Origin of the sequence: Peristeroidobacter agariperforans (assembly GCF_004138335.1) — a bacterium.
In the GTDB taxonomy this organism is placed as follows: domain Bacteria; phylum Pseudomonadota; class Gammaproteobacteria; order Steroidobacterales; family Steroidobacteraceae; genus Steroidobacter; species Steroidobacter agariperforans.
Window position 1 is genome coordinate 3,092,905 of the sequence record NZ_RYFW01000001.1, and the last position, 21,029, is coordinate 3,113,933.

Genomic DNA, 21,029 nt, shown 5'->3' on the forward strand with positions numbered 1-21,029 from the left:
CGGCGCTGCAAACAAATGACACACTAAGTATTGAGTTGATAATTTTTGTGTGTCACATTCGATCGGAAGTCATATGCAGGGCAGGGACTCCCTGCCCGACGAAACCGGAGATACGGATACGTGCGTGACTTGATGAAGGGGGATGAGGGCGGACGTCGGCGTTGGATCGTCGGCGGCGTGGCCGCAATCGCGGCGCTCGCCGCCGTGGTTTTGCTGACAAGAGAGCCGTCGCCGCCGCCCACTGCCGGCGCTCCCGCCCGCGTCAGGCTGATGACGGGGACGCAGTACGCGAATTCCATCGAGTACATGTTCGGGCAGAGCATCGACGTTGGTTCCGCTTTCGCACCGCTGCAGCGAGTCGACGGTCTGCTGGCGCTGAACGCGTCACAGGTGAGCGTCACGATGGGGCAGATGCAGGACTTCCAGCGAGCGGCCGTGTCGATCGCTTCGCAGGTGATGAGCGAAGGCAATCTGGATCGCGGCGTTCCCTCACATCGAGATGCGCTCGTGCCGTGCAAGCCTGCTGCCGCGACCGAGCCGGACGATGAGTGCGCGGCGACCTTCGTTCGCAAAGCCGGGCGCCTGTTGTTCCGCCGTCCGCTCAGCGAAGAGAAAGTTGCCGAGCTGGTCGACAGTGCTCATCGAGCCGCCGATTCGCTCGACGACTTCTACGGCGGTTTGCAGGTCGTGCTGGAAAGCATGCTGATCAATCCGCAGTTTCTGTTGATCGAGGACACCACCGAGCCCGATCCGGATCGGCGCGGCCATCGCAGGCTCGATAGCTATGGACTCGCGTCGCGGCTCAGCTTCCTGCTGTGGAACTCCGTTCCTGACGAACAGCTGCTCGATGCCGCAGAGAAGGGCGAGCTGTACACGAGCCGTGGCCGCAAGCGCGAAGTGGAGCGAATGCTCGCCAGCCCGCGTCTCGAGAGCGGCGTGCGTGCGTTCTTCGACGACATGTTCGGCTTCGACCACTTCGATTCGCTCAGCAAGGATCCGCAGAAATATCCAACGATCACTGGAGCAACATTGCAGGATGCGCGCGAGCAAACGTTGCGTACCGTCGTCGATCATCTGCTCCACAAGAACTCGGACTACCGCGATCTGTTCACGACTCGCTCGACCTTCATTTCGCGCGCGCTCGGTCCCGTGTATCACGTCGGCGCCGCGCCGGGATGGTCTCCTTATGAACTGCCCGCTGACAGTGGTCGTGCCGGCATCCTGACCCATGTCAGTTTCCTCACGTTGCACGCCCATCCTGCGCGCAGTTCGGCGACGTTGCGTGGCAAGGCGCTGCGTGAAGTGTTCCTTTGTCAGAAGGTGCCGCCACCGCCGCCGAATGTCGATTTCTCGGCCGTCGAAGACCCCGACTCGAGCTTGAAGACGGCGCGCGAGAAGCTGGAAGTCCATCGCAGCAATCCGGCCTGCGCCGGCTGTCACAAAATCACGGATCCGATCGGACTGACGCTGGAGAACTTCGATGGCGCCGGCCAATACCGAACCACCGAGAACGGCGCGCAGATCGACACGAGCGGCGAACTGGATGGCAAGTCGTTCAACGATGCGGTGGGTCTTGGCGAGGCGCTGCGAAACAGTCCGGCGCTGCCGACCTGTCTGGTGAAGCAGGTGTACAGCTACGCGACCGGCGGATCGATCAACAACCGCGATCCGATGCTCGAGATCTTCGAGCAGGACTTTGCCGAGTCCGGTTACCGCGTCGTCGATCTGTTGCGTGACATCGCAATGAGCGAAGCGCTGTCGAGGGTCGTGCCCGCGCCGCCATCCAAGCAGCAGCTGGCCGCGCCGACCGAGGAGATCGAAATCCTCACTGTCTCGAATGACACGACTGCCGGGGGGATGATTCATGAAACGGCCCATCACTAGACGACGTGTCTTGCGTGGCATGCTCGGCGGCGCCGCCGTGAGCGTGGCGCTGCCGCTGCTAGATTGTTTCCTCAATACCAACGGCACCGCATACGCAGACGGCGCGCCGCTGCCGGTCCGCTTCGGCACGTGGTCCTGGGGCTGCGGCATGAGCAAGTCCATCTTCGTGCCGAAGACGATCGGCGCGGACTACGACCTGCCGGAAGAGATCGTATCTTTCAAGCCGGTACGTCAGCACATCAACCTGCTCACGAACTTCAACGGCTTCCGGGACGCGGCGCCGAACCTCTGCCATTACACGGGCTGGGTCATTCAGCGCGCCGGCTCGCCGCCGATGACCACCTTCGATCGTCCGGGCCAGACCATCGACGTAACGGTGGCCCGCAGGATTTCCGCCGGCACGCGCTATCAATCGCTGAGCGTGACTGCCACGAGCGATGAGCGCGACACGCTCAGCTATGAGAACGCCACCACCGTCAACACGGCCATCGCTTCGCCGCTCGCGCTCTACGAGAAGTTGTTCGGCGCAGGCTTCCAGGATCCCAATGCACCGGAGTTCAAGCCGGACCCGATGACGATGGTGCGTAAGAGTGCGCTGTCGGGCGTGCTGGAAGACGCCAAGAATATGCAGGCAAGTGTGGGCGCCGCCGACAAGCAGCGTCTCGATCAGTATTTCAGCTCGCTGCGCGACCTGGAGCGTCAGTTCGAGCTGCAGATCACGCGGCCCGAGCCTCGCGAGGCGTGCGTGGTTCCTTCGAAGAAGTCGGTAGAGCAGGCGATCTCCGGCATCGATGCAGAGCATGTCGCGGCTCGTCACAAGATCATGACCGATCTGCTGGTCATGGCAGTGGCGTGCGATCAAACGCGCGTGTTCAACATGCTGTACTCGAAGCCGTTCTCGGGAACGACCAAGAACGGCTACGACAAGCCGCATCACACTGCCACTCACGAAGAGCCCATCGACGAGCGCCTGGGCTATCAACCGAACGCTTCGTGGTTCACGCGGCGCGCGATGGAGAACTGGGCTTACTTCGTCGAAGCATTCTCCAAGGTGAAGGAAGGCGACGGCACGTTGTTGGACAACATGCTGATCTACGCCACCACCGACCAGTCGTTCGCGAAGATTCATTCCATCGACGGCCTGCCCATGCTCACCGCGGGTCGTGCGGGCGGCAAGATGAAGACCGGTCTGCACATCGACGGCAAGGGTTCGGCGAGCACGCGCATGGGCTACACCGCGCTGAAGTTGCTGGGCGTGGATGTGCCGTCGTGGGGAACGCAGTCGAATACCACGTCCCAGGAGATCGGCGAGATCCTCGCCTGATTGCGACGATGCGAAGTTACATCTATAGCGCGCTCCTCGGTGTCATGGCGGCGGGACACGCGTTCGCGGCTTCGGCTCCGGCGGCCGCCAAAGAGCAGTACGTCCGCGCCCCGATGCCTCCGGGCATCCAAGTCATCGTCACCGAGCTGGAAGGGCCGGTGTTCGCCGACGCCAAGGGCAAGACGATCTACAAGTGGCCGTATCAATCGCTGCGCGGTGGCTATGTCGGCGATGAGAAGGGTCGATCCACTTGTACGAATACGGTGACCACGACCAGCGCGGGGCTGTTCAGTCCTTATCCGCCTGGACTCGTGTTACCGCATCTCGATACACGTCCGAGTTGTGCCGCGATGTGGCCGCCCGTGACTGCGCCGGCCGATGCAAAGCCTGTCGACAAGTGGACTGTGATCACGCGACCGGACGGTGCGAAGCAGTGGGCTTACGACGGCCAGGCGTTGTACACCTCCGTGCTCGATCGCCAGCCGGGAGATGTGCTCGGTGGCACCAACCGCGAGCAATTGAAACAAATGGCCGGCCGCTATCCCGTTGGACCCGCACCGAAGATTCCCCCGGGGTTCAGCGTCGTGACGACCTTCAACGGCCGTCTGCTCGTGAACGCCGATGGCTATTCCGTGTACGCGTCCGATCAAGACGGTCCGGATAAATCTAATTGCCGGGGCGCTTGTGAAGACACGTGGAAACCGGTGCTGGCGCCCGCGCTGGCCAGGGCCGATGGCGAATGGACCATCGTCGAGCGCGCCGCCGGCGTGCGTCAGTGGGCTTTCCGCAAGCAGCCGCTGTACACGTACAACCGAGACATCACCCTCTACAGCCAGCAAGGCTCCGACGTGCCGGGCTGGAGCAACGTCTATACACAACGGGTCGCGGCGCTGCCGAAGCCGTTCCAGTTGATCGACACGCAAAAGGGTGTCGCTGTCGCCGATGCCAAAGGCAGGGCGGTGTACGCGTACTTGTGCTCGGACGACTCGTTGGATCAGTTGTCGTGCGACTACCCGGGCTCGCCGTCCGAATATCGCATCGCCATTTGCGGTGGCGGCAATGTCGAGCGTTGTTTGAAGAAGTGGCCGTATGTGATCGCCGATGCCGACGCCAGGAGCGACAACAAATTGTGGTCGGTAATCGAGATCGAGCCGCGCTCGGGCCGGCTCGCGACCGCCGGCGAAGCAGGCGCCATTCGCGTGTGGGCCTACCGTGGCAGCCCGCTCTACACCTACGCCGACGACATCGAGCCTGGCGATGTGAGAGGCGACCAGGTCGGTGAAATGTACGGCCAGCGCAATGGTTTCATGGTTCTGTGGGTGCGAGACGATTTCTCTCACAGCGAGACTTGAGCGCCACTAGAGTTCAATCAGGCGGGGGAACGATGAAACATTCAATCGCTAGGCAAGTGGGATGGCGTGCGTTCACCGCGGTGGCGACGTTAGCGGTGGCCCCGGCGATTGCTTGCGCCGCCGACGGCACCGCGCCTCCCAATGGCCGTATCGCGTACGTCACTACCGACATGTACTGGGGTGTGTATCAAACGCCCGATGGCAAGGCGGAGTGTCCTGACGGGCTCAACAAATACGGCCCGCGCGAAGTCTTCGCCAAGCTGTATCCGAAAGGGGGCACCGAGATCGATACGCACCTGGCGCGCGAGGCGTTGAAGTACTACCCGGAAGATTCCAAAGATAACTTCCCGATGCCGGAGGCGCGGGGACCGATCGCGATCGGCTTGAATCTCGACGGCAAAGTCGGGCCGAACGATTTCACCAGTCCCACCGGCGAGAAGGGCATCGACAATGCGTTGTATCGAGTGATCGGCTGCAGCCCGCAGTTTCGTGGACCTGAAGGGCAATTCCGTTTGTTCGGCAATCGCCTGGTCCGTCAGCTGACTTACAACCGCTCGATGATCGAGCTCACCGGCGTCGACAGTCTGCAGAACGATGACTCGGTGCAGGTGACGATTCTGCGGGGCCTGGATCCGCTGCTCACCGATGCCGGCGGCGACAAGATCATGCCGGGCGGCACCCAGCGCGTCGACAACCGTTTCAGCAAGCGCTTCTACAACCAACTGCAGGGGAAGATCGTCAACGGCGTGCTCGAGACGGAAGCCAAAGACGTGAGCTGGCCGTGGGCAGTGTTCTTCGGGAACACCAACGAATATCGGTTCCGCGGCATGCAGTTCCGCTTGCAGCTGACCGAAGGCAGGGCGGAGGGTCTGATGGCCGGCTACGCGGATGTCGATAGTTACTATCGAACAGTGATGGGCTGGTCAACGCACCATCTCTCGTACGGTCAGCTCGATCCTTCGGGCTTCTGGCGCAAGCTGTGGCAGCACGCCGATGGCTATCCGGACAAGAACGGCAAGATGACTGCCATCTCTTCGTCAGTGAACATTTATATGGCTCAAGTTTATCTGGATCGCGGCGAGCCCAATATCACCGTCTCCCAGTCGCGCTAGCTGACGAATCGGCTCTCTCGATTGAATTTATTTTTGTGCGCCGGCTACAGCGCCGGGGCTCACCCTCGCGCCTGCTACGACGGCGTGCGGTCAAGTTCTAAGTTCGCAAACCTGGTTCAAGGACGCGCCAATTAATTTCTCGACAAAGGGGATCGATTTAATGTTGAAGGAAACCAATTCGGTGGCGGGGGCCGTGCGCCGTACGCTGGGGATTGCCGGCAGCACGCTGCTGGCATTGACGACGCTCGCCGCCGGTACAGCGTCCGCGCAAGAGGCACAGAGCCAGGAAAGCAGCGGCGCTGTGCTCGACGTAGTCACCGTGACGGGTACTCGCATCGTGCGCGATGGCTATGAAGCGCCGACGCCGATCTCCGTGCTCGGCACGGAGCAGCTCGCGAAAATGGCGACCACGAATCTGGCTGACTCGGTGAACCGCTTGCCGGCGCTCTCCGGCGGCCGCAGCTCCCACAACTATTCGGGCAACGTGAGCTCCGGCACGGCCGGAATCAACACATTGAACCTGCGCGGCCTGGGCGCCAGCCGCACGCTGGTGCTGTTGGATGGCAAGCGATTGGTCCCGGCGACGCTGGGCACTGGAGATAGCGCGACGGGCGCGCCCGATGTCAACGCGATTCCGACGGCGTTGATCCAGCGTGTTGAAATCGTCACCGGCGGCGCCTCTGCTGTGTACGGTTCCGATGCGTTGGCCGGCGTCGTGAACTTCATCCTCGATAAAGAATTCACCGGCGTGAAGGGCACGGCCCAGTACGGCGAGAGCACCTATAAAGATAACGAGAGCCAGTTGTACTCGCTCGCCATGGGTGCGCCGTTCGCCGATTCTCGCGGCCATGTGCTGGTCAGCGCCGAATGGGCCGGCTCCGATGAAATCCGCGGCAACGATCGTCCGTGGAACGATGCCGGCTATCAGCTGATCACCAATCCGGCGTACAGGAAAGATCCCGTCACCGGCCTTGGCAACGGCGTGCCGGAGCTGATTCACGTCTACCACGCCGGCTTGGGCCAGGCGACGCCGGGTGGCTTGATTCAGGGCTGTTATGCACCGCTCGCCAAGACTTCGACGAACTGTGCCCTGCGCGGCACGGACTTCGTCGAGGGCGGCCAGTACCTGCCGTTCAACTTCGGCAGCGTCATCAGCAATCCATACATGTCGGGTGGCGATTGGGAACGTTCGCGTAACGACAACCTGCAGTCACTGACAATGCAGATGGAACGTAGCACGGCGTTCGGCCGCGCCAGCTTCGATGTGACAGACAACACCACCGTCTACGGCGAACTGGGTTATTCCAAGACGCGTGCGATCAACCATCACGCGCTGCGCACATTCGATTTCAATTTGCAGATTTCGCGCGACAATCCGTACCTGCCCGATGAGATGCGGCAGTACATGGTCGATAGCGGCTACGACCGGCTTGCTTTCGGCACGGTCAATGCCGACCTGCCGCCGGTGCAAGGCGACAACACGCGTACCTTCAAGCGCTACGCGATGGGTGCCGAAGGTACCTTCGATATGGGCGGCGACGAGTGGTCGTGGGATGCCTACGTTCAACGTAGCACCACCGAAGCATTGCAGACCGCACCGGGCAACCGTATCAACCCGAACTACACCAAAGCGATCAATTCGACTCGTGACGCTGCGGGCCGGATCGTTTGCCAGGTCAATGCGGATGCGGATCCGACCAACGACGATCCCGCGTGCTTGCCGTACAACCCCTTCGGCGTGGGCGTGAACTCGCAGGCGGTGGTCGACTACATCACCGAGATGGGACGCGCCGAACAGGAGCTGACCCAGGACGTGGTCGCTGTCAGCGCCAGCGGTACGCCGTTCGAGTCGTGGGCGGGTCCGATTTCGCTGGCATTCGGCGCGGAACATCGTCGCGAGAAGGTCGAAGGCGTTGCCAGCGCGATCGACGAGGCGAGTCAATTCTTTGCGGGCAACTGGCACGCCTCGAAGGGCGACTACAACGTGACGGAAGGTTTCGTCGAAACCGTCGTGCCGCTGGCGAAAGACTTGCCGGTTGCGCAGGCGCTGGACTTGAACGCCGCCGCGCGCTGGACGGACTACAGCACCTCAGGCGATGTGGTGACCTGGAAGCTCGGCACGACCTGGCAACCCATCGATGACATCCGCTTCCGTGTGACTCGTTCGCGCGATATCCGTGCTCCGAGCCTGGGCGATCTGTTCAATGCCGGCCAGAGCGGCGGCAGCAACTTCACCGATCCGCGAGTCGATCCGGTGACCGGACAGAAGCCGCAGTACCTGGTGACGAGCGTCACCACGGGCAATCCGGACCTGGTGCCCGAAGAGGCGGATACCACGGGCATCGGCATCGTGTTGTCGCCGCGCTTCCTGCCCGGCTTCACGATGTCGATCGACTACTACCATATCGAGATCGAGGGCGCGATTGCCTCGCTCGGCGCGCAGACTGTCGCTGACCGCTGCGAAGCCGGCGCCACTCAGTTGTGCCAGTACGTGATCCGTGACCCCGCGCAGAACGACAAGATCATCACGGTGATCAACAAGCCGCAGAACATCCTGGGACAGGAGGCGACCGGCTACGACGTTGAGATGAGCTACCGCCTGCCCATTGGCCCCGGCGATCTGGAGCTGCGCGCGCTCGGCACGTACTTCGACAAGCTGGAGACTCAGGACAGCAACGGTCGAGTCGTCGATGGCTCGGGCATGAATGCCGGCGGCGCCGGAGTGGGCTTCGGCAACGCGCTGCTGTCGCCGAAGTATCGGTATCTCATGTCCGTCGGCTACAACTGGGACCCGGTCACGGCGACAGTCACGATGCGCGGTGTCAGTTCGGGCAAGTACAACAACAACTTCATCGTCTGCAGCACGGGCTGCCCCACGTCCACGCTGAACAACCCGACGATCGACAGCAATCACATCGATGGCGTGAAGTACTTCGATCTGTCGCTCAACGGCAAGTTGCTCGAGACCGGGGCGGAGCTGTTCTTCGTCGTCGAAAACCTGTTGAACGAGGAGCCTGCGCTGGTCGCCGGCACCCGTGGCGGCGGTTACTACAACGGCCAGGACAACGCCGATTTCTACGACCGTCTGGGTCGTTACTATCGCGCCGGTGTTCGCTTCCAGTTCTGACGTAGCCACACGGGGCGGACGCCAGCGTCCGCCCCTGCTGTCGATGTTGTTCCATGGTCGCTTTCGCTCGAGGTCGAATCGCATGAGCTCCAGTCGTCTTCTCGCCGGCCTGCTGGCCGGTCTCATGAGTGTTGCCGCGCTGGCTTCCGGCCCGGACTCGGTGCGCTCTTCGGCGCTGGCCGACAACGGCCTCAAAAAGGAGGATTTCCCACGCTGGCAGCAGGTCGGGTCCGACGCTTATATATTTGAAGGCGTGCACTCTCCTGATCCGAACGGCACCCTGTTCACGACGGTCTCTCTCGTGGTGATCACCAAAGAGGGCGTGCTGGTGGTCGACGGGCAGGGCAACGTGCCCGAAAGCCAGCAGCTGATCGATCAGATCAAGAAAGTCACATCGCAGCCGGTCAAATATGTGGTGGTGGGCTCGGATCACGGCGACCACACCGGCGGCAACGCTGCCTTCACGTCTGCATATCCCGATGCAGTGTTCGTTTCCACAGCCTTCTCGAAGGAGGCGCTCGCCAGGTCCAAGAACGCGGCAGTGCCGACCAGATTGGTGAAGGATCGCGAGACGATCGAGCTGGGCGGCACGCAGATACAAGTGCTGAACCTGGGCCGTGCGCACACTGGCGGGGACCTGGTCGTCTACCTGCCGGCCAGCAAAGTGTTGTTCATGAGCGAGGTATATCTGCGCGGACTGTTCCCTGCGATGCGCAGCGCGTATCCCAGCGAATGGCTGGCGACCATCGACAAGGCCCTGGCGATGGATGTTTCTTTGTACATCCCGGGACACGGGTTCACGGATGAGGGCGCTGCGATGAAGCGTGACCTCGTCGAGTTCAAGAAGGCCGTCCAGTACGTGATCGGCGAGTCGAAGCGGCTGCACGCTGCCGGATTGAAGTGCGAGTCGGCAAAGAACTGCCCGGCGATCGAGCAGGCGAATTGGGGCCCCTACAAGAAGTGGCCGGCGAGCGGCAGCCAGGGCCCGCTGGCAGTGGCGAAGGTTTATCAGGAGTTGGAAGGAAAGTTGCCGTGAGCCAAACAGCAAGTAAAGCACCTGCCATGCCGCCGGTGACGCCCGCCGATATCAGCGTCTTCGAGGACCGAGGCGCCTACGTCCTGCGCAATCAAGATGGGCTTGCTCTGTACACCTATGACCTGGATGTCGACGGCAGGCCACATTGTGTAAATAAATGCGCCGAGACCTGGCCTCCAGTGCTCGCATCCGACGGTGCATCCACCGAAGTGGGCGATTGGAAATCCATCCAGCGAGGCGCCGCTCGCCAGTGGAGTTATCGGGGCAAGCCCGTGTACACGTACTCGAAGGATGCGCCGGGAGAAACGAAAGGCGACGGCGTCGACGGCAAGTGGCGCCTGGTGTCGGTCTGAAGCGACTTCCGCTTTCCGATTTCGAGAGGTGGAAACGTCAGGCCGGGCCGCACTGGCGTGTCCGCCAATGCCTTCGGCGACTTAGGGATCAATTTCGGCGTCGAGGAGTTTTAAACGACATCTGACCGTTACACGGCGGGGTCGTTCACTGATGCAGTTGGAACTTATCCGAACTGATGTCAGCAAGCTCGATGAAATATTGCCAGGTGGCCTGTTCAAAGGGGGCGTGTACATCGTCCATGGCGCGCCCGGAACGGGAAAAACCATCCTGGCGAACCAGGTCTGCTTCAACCATGTGAAGCGGCAAGGTTCGGCGCTCTATATTTCCCTGCTCGCCGAATCGCACACTCGGATGCTCCAGCATCTGAGCTCGATGAAGTTTTTCGATCAGCGGGCCATGCCGCGGCTCTATTACGTGAGCGCCACGCCGACGTTCGCGGCCGAGGGCTTGAACGGCGTCGTCTCGCTCGTCAGGCAGGAGCTCAAGCGGCATCGCCCTGGCATCATGGTCATAGATGGATTCTCCGCCACACGCGAGCGAGCGACGACGCAGCAGGAGTTTCTGCGCTTTGTGCATGAGATTCAAAGTCACGCCGCGGCAGCCGAGTGCGCGACGTTGCTGCTGACCAGCGGCATCGATCCCGCAACCGATCCGGCCTCCACCATGGTGGACGGCATCGTGCACCTCAATCATGAGTTGTTCGGACGGCGCACGCAGCGAACGCTGCAGGTGACAAAATTCCGTGGCGACGGCTTTTTGCCGGGCACGCACTCGTTTCAGATCGACGACACGGGACTGACGATCCACCCGCGGATCGAAGCCAGGTTCGGCTCGCCATCGAAGCGCGATCGTTACGTGTTGAGCCGGCTGGCCAGCGGCGTGCCCGGCATGGATGAGATGCTCGGCGGGGGACTGCTGAGGCGGACCACCAACGGCTTGTATGGTCCGACCGGGATCGGCAAGACCACGTTCGGCCTGCAATACGTGTCATTGTCGAGCGCGAGCGAGCCCGGTGTGTTCTTTGGATTTTTCGAAAGCCCGGAGCGCCTGCGAACCAAGGCCGAGGCGATCGGCATCGACTTGCAACGACTCGAAGAGCGCGGTCATCTGGAGATGATCTGGCGGCCGCAAGGCGAGCAGGACCTCGACGAGCTCGGGCACGAGATCCTCGCCGCAGTCCGACGCATCGGTGCAACGCGGGTTTTCATGGATGGCTACGCGGGCCTGCAGGAGTCGGCCATCGAGCCCGAGCGTCTGACCCGGTACGTCTCCTCGCTCGCGAATGAAATGCGTGCATTGGGTGCAACGCTGATCGTGACCATCGAGAGCCGTAACATCCTGGGCGCGAGCATGGAGCTACCGAGCAAAGGATTGTCGTCACTGCTCGAGGGGCTGGTGCTGTTGCGTTACGCCGAGGTGGAGGGCCGGGTGCGTCGCCTGATATCCGTTACCAAGATTCGCGACAGCGAGTTCGATCCTTTCCTTCGAGAATTTACCGTCGGGGCGCGCGGCATGGAGGTGGGCGGCACCTTTACCGGCTTCGAAGCATTGCTGTCGGGATTCGGCCGCGAGCCCCAGGCCAGGACGAATTACATCGCGCCGAACGATGCGCAGCCGTCTCAGAGGGGCTGAGGACGAGGATGAAGACGATCCTGATCGTAGACGATGAGCCGGACATCACCGATGTGGTCCTTACCAGCCTGCAAGATGAAGGTTATCGGGTGCTGGCCGCGGCGAATGGGCTCGAAGGACTGCAACGCCTGAGCGAAACGAATCCCGACGTGCTCATTTGCGACGTGATGATGCCCTTCATGGACGGAGCGTCCATGTGCGCGCGCGTGCGCGACGATCCGAAGCACCGGGATGTGCGCATCGTCATTGCCAGCGTCATGGACGAGGCGACCATATCCAAACAGTTTTCGAGTTACGACGGCTTCCTGCGCAAGCCTTACCGACTTGGCGCACTGCTCGACCTGGTCGCGACCCTCGCTGCGCGCTGAGCGGCAGCTACTTGAATCAAAGATTTGCCCGTAATTGTTCCTGAATGGCGACGGCGTGCGCGCCATTCTGAACGGCGCCTTTAAATCTGGTTCAGGCTCGGCGTCGAATACTGACCCGATGATCGAGCACATTCGGCACAAACTCCGGCAACTCTACCTGTTCCTGAAGGAAGCCAACCAGCTGCGGTTTCCTCCAGTTCGACATGTGAGTCAGCATCCGCGGGCGATTCGGTTGGCCGACGCGCCGGATCACCCCTGTGTGCAGATCAATCGTCCCGGTCTCACGCAGGCAGAGGACGATTGTCTGCTGCGAATCGCGCGTCCGCTGTCGACGCCCTGTCCCACGCCGCCTTTCAACGTGGCCAACTGGCTGCTGCCAGACTGGGACGATCCCACCAAGGCGGCGTATTTCTCTGCGACTCGCAACGTCGCAGCGGCGGACAGCGCTCCGCTCAATATCCGATTCGACGATGACGAGCAGCGCCTCGCCGATTTCGAGGCCTGGGTTGCGCAGCGCGAGGAGTGGGCTGTTACGGAGCTCGCCGCGCGCAAGGCGCTGGGCTTTTTCGAGTTGTTCTATGAAATTCACTCGGCCATCGAGCGCGACGGCGAACTGCTCGAGCTGGTGGCGGCCGACGGGCGACTGAACTGGCGCGCGGTTTCGTCGATCGAGGGCAGTGTGCCTATCGATCATCCGGTAATGCTCAAGCGCGTCGAGCTGCGTTTCGATGCCAGCGCCGCTGAATTCAGCATTCACGAGACGGATCGGCCGACCGAGCTGTACAGCGCGCTGTTCGTAGACTTGCAGAACACAGCGGCGGCATCGCTGCGCAATCGGACAGCGGAGCTGGAAAACTCCGGTTTGCATCCGTGGGGCGCCGATGACACGGAAATTTATCTGAAGACGCTGGTGCAGACACTGTCGCCCACCAGTGGCCGTTTGTTCAAAGAGCACGTGGCCGACGAACCTTCCGACGCGCCGCGCATGTGGCGCGATCCGATGCTGATCCTGCGCAAGCGTGTCGGCGGCATCGCGAATGCGGTCGACGCCATCATCGACGACATCGATCAGCGCAAAGCGTTCGCGCCGGCGATGGTGCAGATTTCGGGCACGTCGGTCGAGGACACGCCGACGCCGAAGCCGCCGGAGGACACCGCCACTCACGCGGTGCTGGCCGCGCCGCTCGATGACGATGACGTGCTGCTCGGCAAGGAGGCAAATCAGGAACAGATCCAGATCATCAAGCGCCTGAGCCACAGCGGCTCGGTGCTGGTGCAAGGTCCGCCGGGCACCGGCAAAACGCATACGATCGCCAACTTGATCGGTCACCAGCTCGCGCAGGGCAAGTCGATCCTGGTCACGGCGCAGACTGCGAAAGCTTTGCGCGTACTGCGTGACAAAGTACCAGAGGTCCTGCGTCCGCTATGTGTCGCCGTGTTGGGCAGCGATCAGGATGCGCGCCGACAATTAGAAACATCCATCGGCTCGATCACCGAACGACTGACGACGGAAACCAGCGCGTCGTTGGTGTCGCGGGCCACGCGGCTCGGAGGACGACGCAAAGAGCTGCTGGCCGACTTGAAGGCGCTGCAGCGTGACTTGCGCGAGGCGCTGGAAAACGAGTATCGCGAGATCATCGTCGACGAGCGGCGATTCTCCCCGGCCGACGCGGCAAAGTACGTGAAGGCGCACGGCGCACAGCACGCGTGGATTCCAGGGCCGGTCAAGCTGGCGGTGTCGCTGCCGCTCAATTCCAACGAGCTTGGTCGCTTATATGCTTTGGGCGCTGCGTTCACCGCGGATGAGGAGCAGGATGCGCGCCGGCCTTTGCCCAACCTCGATGAGTTGCCCCCCGAGCGCGAGTTCGAATCGCTGGCGTCGGAACATCAGCGGCTCGCAGCAGCGGACTTGTCCGCCGGCGTGCACCGGTGGACGCAAACCGGCGGCAGCGCTGCGATCCAAGAGCTGATCGCGACCCTGGCGGAAGAATTTTCGGAGCTGCGGCGCAGGCAAGCGTGGCGGCCGTACGCCATCGTCGCCGGCATCAACGGCGGCACGCAGCGCGAAGTCTGGGAACAATTGATTCACGGCATCGAAGAAGCGGCGGAGGCAAACGCTCAGTGCGCGCTGTTGCGCCACCATCGGCCGCAGTTGGCCAGATCCATGTCGCCGGAAACGCAGCGGCGCATCGCTCAGGAGATCGTGCAACACCTGGAAGCGGGGCGCGGCCTGGGCTTCGTAACGATGGCGACGCGCTCGGAGTGGCGCCAGTTCGTGAAGGCGGCATCGGTCGCGGCGGGGGAGCCTTCGCGCATCGATCACTTCCATGTGCTGGCGATGGTGGCCGACCTGGAAGTGCGGCGGCTCGAAATCGAGGACTCCTGGAACGCGCTGATCGGCGGACACATCAATTCGTTGTTTCGATCGATGGGCCCCGAGCCGGAGCTGGCCTGCCGGGCGCTCACCGACGAGATTCGTCACTGCCTGGACTGGCATGCGCACACGTGGGGCTCGCTCGCCGAACACTTGCGCAGCGAAGGTCTGCGATTGGACGAGTTGGTTGCGCAGATTCCACGCGAGCCGAGCCCACTGGCGGAGTATCAGACGGTCGAGCGACTGTCCTCGGAAGTGTTGCCGCCACTGCTCGCGATTGAATCGGATCGTCGCAAGCAGCGCGAGATCAACGAGTGGTTCCAGCAACTCGCCAATCGCATCGGTGAGATCGATCCGAACTCAGTCGGCGCGGGCTGCACCTCCCGATTGCTCGCAGCGGTCGAAGCTCGCGATGCGAGTGCCTATCGAGCGGCTCGTGAATACGCGCAGCGCCTGCTCACGGTAAAGCCACTGACGCAGGAGCGTGACGAACTGTTGACCCGGCTTCGAGACGTCGCGCCGCGTTGGGCGGATCGCTTGCAGGATCGCAAAGCGCCGCACGACAAGGGCCACCCGCCAGGCGATCTGGAGCTGGCCTGGATCTACCGTCAGCTGCACGACGCACTGGTGCAGTTGGATCGGCTCGATGCACAGACTCTGCAATACGAAGCGGATCGTACTCGTGACCGCTTGCGACCGGTGACCCAGGAGTTGATCGATGCGACCGCCTGGGGCCAGCAGCTGGCGCGCTTGCAAGGAAACAATGCGATCCGGCAGGCGCTGGTCGGCTGGCTGGACACGGCGAAGCGCTTGATGTCGACACGCCATCCGGAGCGCCGGCAGACGCTGCTCACCGAAGCGCGCAAGCTCATGAAACATTCGGTCGAAGCGGTGCCGGTGTGGATCATGCCGATCTCCATGGTCGCCGAGACCTTCGATCCGCGGGCGACGCGCTTCGACCTGGTGATCGTCGACGAGGCGAGCCAGGCGGATCTCAATGCGCTCATTCCGCTGTACATGGCGCGGCAAGTCGTCATCGTCGGCGACCACGAGCAGGTGACGCCGTTGGGCGTGGGCAAGGAGCAAACGGCGCTCGAGAACCTGCGCAAGTCGATGCTGCACGACTTTCCGAACGCGCATCTGTTCGATGCGATGTCCTCCATCTATGACATCGGCCGGCAGGCGTTCGGCGATGCGGTGCGCTTGATCGAACATTTCCGCTCGGTGCCGGAGATCATCGCGTTCAGCAATCGACTGTCCTACGACGGCAAGATCCTGCCGCTGCGTGCGGCGAACTCGACGCACATCAAGCCGGCGTGCGTTCCGTATCCAGTGGCTGGAGTACGGCAAGGCGATGTCAACCAGCGAGAGGCCGAAGCGATCGTGTCGCTGATCAAGGCGATGACGCGCCATCCGGCCTACGAAGGCAAGACCATCGGCGTGATCTCGATGCTCAAGGAGGAGCAGGCGCTGTTGATCCAGTCGCTGCTCCACAAGCGCATCGACAGCGTGGAGCTGGAGAAGCGGCGCATCCTCGCCGGCATCTCGGCCGAGTTCCAAGGCGACGAGCGCGATATCATTTTGTTGTCGCTCGTGGACAGTGCTCCGGAAGAAGCGGCACTGCGCACGGTGCGCGAAGGTGCGTACGAACTGGTCAAGAAACGTTACAACGTTGCAGCGAGCCGCGCGCGAGACCAGCTGTGGGTCGTGTATTCGTTCGATGCCGAGCACGACTTGAAGATCGATGACTTGCGCTTTCAGTTGCTTCAGCACGTGCAACAGCCAAATCTGGCGCCGCCTGGCGCCGAGCGCGAGCGTCTGGAACCGCAGTCGCCGCTCGAGCGCGAAGTAGCCAAGCGGCTGAGCGCTGCCGGCTATCGCGTGAAACAGCAGATGAGCATCGGACACTTCCGCATCGACATGGTGATCGAGAGCGACGACAAGCGGCTGGCTTTGGAATGCGACGGCGACCGTTATCGCACGCCCGAGAGCCTCGGTGAGGACATTGCACGCCAGGCCGTTCTCGAGCGCCTGGGTTGGGAGTTCGTGCGCATCCGCGCCAGCGCGTTCTATCGAGATCCGGACGCGGCGTTACGTCGCGTGTTCGATCGTCTGGCGGAGTTGGGCATCAAGCCAGTCGGCCCGGAGGAAGTAACGATCGCGCCCGTCGAAGAGGCGCCGGCGAAGTCACTGGTCGAAGAGCTTCAGGAAATGATGGGCCGGCCTGTCCTGGCAGCACCTCCATCGGCGCCAGCCGCGGTCGAGGATGAGCCCACGGAATCCGCACCCAAGAAGACGGCCAAGCCGCGCCGGAAGTTCGGGCGGCAGCCCTAGGGTTCTACCTGGCTGCCGTCCCGTCTGCTTTAGTTCCCAGCAGGCTGCAGGCGAGCCTGCGACAAGACCGGCGCATCGATCGAACCGATGGCGCGCGCGATTGCATCCTCGCGGCAGTCCTTGAACGCCATTTCAGTACGACGAGGCGTCAAGGTGTAGGTGGGATGCCGCCGCGGATCGCCGCCGCATGCACGGTAAGCTGCCTTCTTGATCCGGCCGAGCAGCACCTGGGCGTCCGCTTGCCGGGAAAGATCGAGGTCCGCGTAAGTGACGCGCTCCGTTCTAACCATCTGCTTCTCTGGGGAGGATTGCCAGGCCTGCGCGGCGGGATTCACGGCAAGCAACAACAGTGCGGCCGAAGCCGGGCCGATGATTCGTATCGATTCGAGCAGGCGGGTCATGATCAGATCTCCGGAAAGTTGGGATGGCCCGTGTAATGTCGGACTTGCCCGTTCGAAAGGCGTGATTCCGGCCGTGATAAGTGCGTGAATCCCGCAGCGGCCGCATTTTCACGCGCGCTCGTGCCTGCCTGACCGCGCTCGTGGACGGATGGTCCGCGCTGGGTTGAAAGCAATCGTCCCCGAGCGGCGTCGCCCGCTAAGTTGCGACCTGCGTCAAAACTCACCCAGAGGGACTCCTCATGCGCAGGTCGATCGGATTTCTCATGCTCGTTTGTCTCGCCGCCGGCGCGCTTGCGTCATCGGATCGAGAGGTCGAGGTGCTGGCTCGGGCCCGACAGTTGCAATTGCAGTTCCGACAGGGGAATCTGCAGTCGGTCGATCCGCTGCTGAAGGACCTCGAAACTGCGGTCGCGCAATCGCCCAACAGCGCGGATCTGTGGGAAGCGCTCGGCAATGCCTATATGTCACAACAAGGCCTGTTGTATCAGTCGCAGCCAGATCCAGATGTGCTCGTCGGAGTGGGCGAACGGGCGCGCGACGCCTATGCACGCGCCCTCGCATTAGATAAGAAGAATGCGCTGTTACTGGCCAGTCACGGCATGGCGGGAATGTCGATTGCCTCGCTAAAGCAGGATCCGTCGGGGCTGAAGGTCGCGATCGAGGAGATGAACTCCGCGGTTCGTGAGGCGCCAAAGTCAACGCCCGTTCGGTTGACGCGCGGATTTACGATCATTCATTTGCCCATCGGCTTACGCGATACCGCAGCCGTTACGGCGGACTTGAAGTTTGTAATGGACGCCACGACACGCCGGCGCCCCGAGGATGTTCTGCACGTACTGCTTGGAGATGTATATGTGGAAACTGGCCAGCTCGAAAAGGCGCGACGGGAGTACGAGCAAGTAACTGGCGCCTCCAGTTTCGCGGCGGAACAGTCGCGCGCTCGGCTCGAAGATCTGAAGAAGGGTGCAGCGGTATCGCCCGCTGCAATTGCCCAGGTACGCTCAGGCACCGGTTCCAGATGCGCGATGTGTCACGCGCCCGGCGCCGACAACTGATATGGAGAATGAGCTGACTTACTCAGCGCTTCAGGCCATCGGGATGGCAACCGGTGCTGCGCTTTGCGCGTCGTTGGGGCTCATGCAATTTCGAGTCGATCGGGCCACCGGCGGCCCCAGCGGATATCAGCTGTTGTGGGTCGTCGGGGTCATCTGGACGCTCGGCAGGTTCTTGCGATACACGCTGCAGCTCGCGGGATGGGATGCGGAAGCAAACAGCGTGCGCTTTGCCGAAGCGCTGGCATGGAGTTGCACGATACTCGGTCCGATCGCGATCGGCCGTCTCCTGCAGGCACGGCTTGGAACGACGAGCCGCCTGGCTCGCGCCTTCCTGGGATTCACCGGCGTCGCATCCATCCTGAACCTGAGTCTGTTCGCATGGGTTGGAACGACTCACGGGTTCGATCTCGATGCCAGCTGGTATCCAGAGGCGTCGCTCTATGTCGCCCTGATCGTGACCGCAGTCGCGCTGATTCTCTATCGCTTCGGCCGGCAAAGGATCGACTCCGAGCTGGCAGGATCGGGGCCGAGCTGGTTTGGACGCGGCGCGGTCCTGCTCGCGGTCTTGCAAGTGAGCGCGGCATTGCTGACCCTGAGAAATTCGTGGCTGCCCGCCGGCGTGCACGCCACGTTGAGTCTGATCGGGGAGCATTGGGCAATTCCCTGGTCGATACTCATTGCAGTCTCACTGGCCCAGATCCACTACGCCGATGTCGTCCTCAAGCGCAGCCTCTGGCTGCTCGCGAGCGTGTCGATTGCGGCGTTGGCCAGCACCTTCGTGTTCAATGTGCCGCCGGGATTCATGCTGGTCGTCGCGACGCTGGGTTGTGCCGCTTTGATGCTGAGTGCACCGTTCCTCATACGTGCGCTGAACTTGCTGGTGGATCGCGTCTACCTGAATCGTGCGGATTACCTCGCAGCTGCAAGCCTCTTCGAAGAGTCGGTGCGGCGAGTCTACGATCGGGAAGAGTTGTTCGATGCCGCGTTGCTCGCTGTCCGTTCGACGCTGCGCATCGGTGCGCGCTGGGTGCCGGTCGCCCATGTGTCCGCAGCCCCGGCGAACGCTCTCGCCTCGATCCCGGTTGAAACAGAAAACGGCCCCGGATATCGCCTCGAAGTCTCCGCCAGCCATCAGGCGCGTACCTTGATGGCCGACGAGCTCGGCTATTTGATTGCCATCGGTACGCACGTGAGTCGCCGCTTGGATGCCATCTACTTCGAGCAGGAGCAGCGCGCCCTGCACGTACGAGAGGAGCGGCTCAAACGACTGTTGACCGAAGCTGAGTTGAAGGCGCTGCGGACACAGGTGGATCCGCACTTTCTGTTCAATACGCTCAATACCATCGCCGACCTCATCGGCTCCCAGCCGCTGCGAGCCGAGCGCATGACGGAGCGTCTCGCCGAATGTTTCAGGTACGCGTTGTCCAGGCATGCGCGGGAGCTGTCGACATTGGATGATGAGCTCGAGTTCGCCCGTCACTATCTCGACATCGAGCAGGAGCGCTTTGGAGATCGCCTGCGAGTTCAACTCTCACGCGGCGATGCTCGGGGCAACGAGTCCGTACCTTCACTGTTGCTCCAACCGCTGCTGGAAAATGCCATCAGACATGGGCTCGCACCGCTGCGCGAGGGAGGCTGCATCAGTGTGGCCGCGAAGCGTGAGGGCGAATACTTGCGAGTCCAGGTGGATGACGACGGCGTGGGCTTGCGGCCGGACTTCCAGGAGCGATTCGGTGTCGGTCTGCGGAACGTGACAGAGCGTCTGCATGCGCTATATGCGGAAGCCGCCAAGTTCGCAATTGGCCGTCGAGCTGACGGACGCGGAACGTCAGTGACCATCAGGGTGCCGCTGCATGGAAATTAGAGCGCTCATCGCCGACGACGAAGCGGCTGCGCGATCGCGCTTGCGTAAGCTGCTCGCCTCGTATCCCAGCATCGTGATCGAAGCGGAAGCGCATGATGGTCTCGCCACTTTGGAGGCGATCCAGCGTTGCCGGCCGCAGGTGGTGTTCCTCGACGTGCAGATGCCGGGTCTGAATGGTTTCGAGGTGGTTCAGGCCTCGCCGCCGGAAGAATTGCCGCTGATCGTGTTCGTGACGGCCTATGACGAATATGCTTTGGCGGCCTTCGACGCCAATGCGGTGGCCTACTTGCTAAAGCCAGTCGCGCCATCGCGCCTGCAGGCCGTAGTAGCGCGGCTCGAACAACTCGTCCCGAAGCCGGCCGAAGTCGCGCAACAGGTCATTCGAACCAGCACCGTTGCGCGATCGCAGCCGCAGCCGCTGCACCACGTGCTGGCCATTCAGCGCGATCGCTACTTGCTGATCCCGCTGGCCGAGATCTGCTTCTTTCGCGTCGAGGACGGCGTCACGAAGGTGAAGACCTGCGACGCCTGGTATCGCACCAACTATGCGATCGGCGACCTCGAGGCGAGGTTGTCGAGCCCGCCGTTCTTTCGCGCGCACCGCTCGGTCATCGCCAATCTCGACCGGGTTGCGGCGATCAGCCCGATGTTCAAAGGGTCGTTGCTGCTCACGATGAAGGATGCTCAGCAAAGCGAGATTCAAGTCAGCGAACGCCAGTCGACGCGGGTCCGTGAGCTGCTTCAGCTGTAAACGCTCCGGCGGGAACGGGGCGCCGACCCGTGACATCGAATGTCATGTACGGCCCCTCAAC

14 protein-coding genes are annotated in these 21,029 nt (G+C 62.2%); 13 read left to right on the top strand and 1 reads right to left on the bottom strand.

Features of this window, described 5'->3' with window-relative positions; all coding sequences use genetic code 11:
- Positions 1-120: 120 nt before the first annotated feature.
- From EK373_RS13385 to EK373_RS13430, 10 genes are all read left to right on the top strand, one after another.
- Entirely contained in the window at positions 121-1,884 is a 1,764-nt protein-coding gene (locus tag EK373_RS13385; RefSeq protein ID WP_129643126.1) for a DUF1592 domain-containing protein, read from the top strand.
- Positions 1,865-3,208, top strand: a complete 1,344-nt coding sequence (locus EK373_RS13390; RefSeq protein WP_129643127.1) for a DUF1552 domain-containing protein — start codon at positions 1,865-1,867, stop codon at positions 3,206-3,208. The genes EK373_RS13385 and EK373_RS13390 overlap by 20 nt, the downstream gene beginning before the upstream one ends.
- 8 nt (positions 3,209-3,216) lie before the next feature.
- A complete protein-coding gene (locus EK373_RS13395; RefSeq protein ID WP_129643128.1) occupies positions 3,217-4,560 on the top strand; it encodes a COG4315 family predicted lipoprotein in 1,344 nt (447 codons plus the stop codon).
- Between the two features lie 32 nt (positions 4,561-4,592).
- Positions 4,593-5,672: a hypothetical protein gene (locus EK373_RS13400; protein WP_129643129.1), complete on the top strand. Its 1,080-nt coding sequence runs from the start codon at positions 4,593-4,595 to the stop codon at positions 5,670-5,672.
- Positions 5,673-5,832: 160 nt separating this feature from the next.
- Positions 5,833-8,799, top strand: coding sequence for a TonB-dependent receptor plug domain-containing protein (locus tag EK373_RS13405; RefSeq protein WP_129643130.1), 2,967 nt, complete (start codon positions 5,833-5,835; stop codon positions 8,797-8,799).
- Positions 8,800-8,881: 82 nt separating this feature from the next.
- The gene (locus EK373_RS13410) at positions 8,882-9,835 is read left to right on the top strand and encodes an MBL fold metallo-hydrolase (RefSeq protein WP_157994352.1); all 954 of its coding nucleotides are present in this window, start codon (positions 8,882-8,884) and stop codon (positions 9,833-9,835) included.
- A complete protein-coding gene (locus EK373_RS13415) occupies positions 9,832-10,188 on the top strand; it encodes a COG4315 family predicted lipoprotein (RefSeq protein WP_129643132.1) in 357 nt (118 codons plus the stop codon). Before EK373_RS13410 ends, EK373_RS13415 begins: the two co-directional genes overlap by 4 nt.
- A 151-nt stretch (positions 10,189-10,339) precedes the next feature.
- Positions 10,340-11,821 carry an RAD55 family ATPase gene (locus tag EK373_RS13420; RefSeq protein WP_129643133.1) on the top strand — a complete coding sequence of 494 codons (1,482 nt, stop codon included), beginning with the start codon at positions 10,340-10,342 and terminating at the stop codon, positions 11,819-11,821.
- An 8-nt stretch (positions 11,822-11,829) separates the two neighbouring features.
- On the top strand, positions 11,830-12,189 hold the full coding sequence (locus tag EK373_RS13425; protein WP_129643134.1) for a response regulator: 360 nt from the start codon (positions 11,830-11,832) through the stop codon (positions 12,187-12,189).
- Between the two features lie 118 nt (positions 12,190-12,307).
- Positions 12,308-16,897, top strand: a complete 4,590-nt coding sequence (locus tag EK373_RS13430) for an AAA domain-containing protein (RefSeq protein WP_129643135.1) — start codon at positions 12,308-12,310, stop codon at positions 16,895-16,897.
- Between the two features lie 29 nt (positions 16,898-16,926).
- Here the strand turns inward: EK373_RS13430 and EK373_RS13435 are convergent, their stop codons facing one another.
- Entirely contained in the window at positions 16,927-17,298 is a 372-nt protein-coding gene (locus EK373_RS13435; protein WP_129643136.1) for a UrcA family protein, read from the bottom strand.
- A 239-nt stretch (positions 17,299-17,537) separates the two neighbouring features.
- On the opposite strand from EK373_RS13435, the gene EK373_RS13440 reads away from it, so the two are divergent.
- From EK373_RS13440 to EK373_RS13450, 3 genes are all read left to right on the top strand, one after another.
- Positions 17,538-18,353: a tetratricopeptide repeat protein gene (locus tag EK373_RS13440; protein ID WP_129643137.1), complete on the top strand. Its 816-nt coding sequence runs from the start codon at positions 17,538-17,540 to the stop codon at positions 18,351-18,353.
- An 82-nt stretch (positions 18,354-18,435) separates the two neighbouring features.
- A complete protein-coding gene (locus EK373_RS13445) occupies positions 18,436-20,217 on the top strand; it encodes a histidine kinase (RefSeq protein ID WP_157994353.1) in 1,782 nt (593 codons plus the stop codon).
- On the top strand, positions 20,207-20,968 hold the full coding sequence (locus tag EK373_RS13450) for a LytR/AlgR family response regulator transcription factor (RefSeq protein ID WP_129643139.1): 762 nt from the start codon (positions 20,207-20,209) through the stop codon (positions 20,966-20,968). The genes EK373_RS13445 and EK373_RS13450 overlap by 11 nt, the downstream gene beginning before the upstream one ends.
- Positions 20,969-21,029: the final 61 nt, after the last annotated feature.

Excerpts from the sequence above, each read along its gene's own strand:
- EK373_RS13390 (WP_129643127.1), top strand. The coding sequence starts at position 1,865 with ATGAAACGGCCCATCACTAGACGACGTGTCTTGCGTGGCATGCTCGGC.
- EK373_RS13395 (WP_129643128.1), top strand. The coding sequence starts at position 3,217 with ATGCGAAGTTACATCTATAGCGCGCTCCTCGGTGTCATGGCGGCGGGA.
- EK373_RS13400 (WP_129643129.1), top strand. The coding sequence starts at position 4,593 with ATGAAACATTCAATCGCTAGGCAAGTGGGATGGCGTGCGTTCACCGCG.
- EK373_RS13405 (WP_129643130.1), top strand. The coding sequence starts at position 5,833 with ATGTTGAAGGAAACCAATTCGGTGGCGGGGGCCGTGCGCCGTACGCTG.
- EK373_RS13410 (WP_157994352.1), top strand. The coding sequence starts at position 8,882 with ATGAGCTCCAGTCGTCTTCTCGCCGGCCTGCTGGCCGGTCTCATGAGT.
- EK373_RS13420 (WP_129643133.1), top strand. The coding sequence starts at position 10,340 with ATGCAGTTGGAACTTATCCGAACTGATGTCAGCAAGCTCGATGAAATA.
- EK373_RS13425 (WP_129643134.1), top strand. The coding sequence starts at position 11,830 with ATGAAGACGATCCTGATCGTAGACGATGAGCCGGACATCACCGATGTG.
- EK373_RS13430 (WP_129643135.1), top strand. The coding sequence starts at position 12,308 with ATGATCGAGCACATTCGGCACAAACTCCGGCAACTCTACCTGTTCCTG.
- EK373_RS13435 (WP_129643136.1), bottom strand. The coding sequence starts at position 17,298 with ATGACCCGCCTGCTCGAATCGATACGAATCATCGGCCCGGCTTCGGCC.
- EK373_RS13440 (WP_129643137.1), top strand. The coding sequence starts at position 17,538 with ATGCGCAGGTCGATCGGATTTCTCATGCTCGTTTGTCTCGCCGCCGGC.
- EK373_RS13445 (WP_157994353.1), top strand. The coding sequence starts at position 18,436 with ATGCAATTTCGAGTCGATCGGGCCACCGGCGGCCCCAGCGGATATCAG.
- EK373_RS13450 (WP_129643139.1), top strand. The coding sequence starts at position 20,207 with ATGGAAATTAGAGCGCTCATCGCCGACGACGAAGCGGCTGCGCGATCG.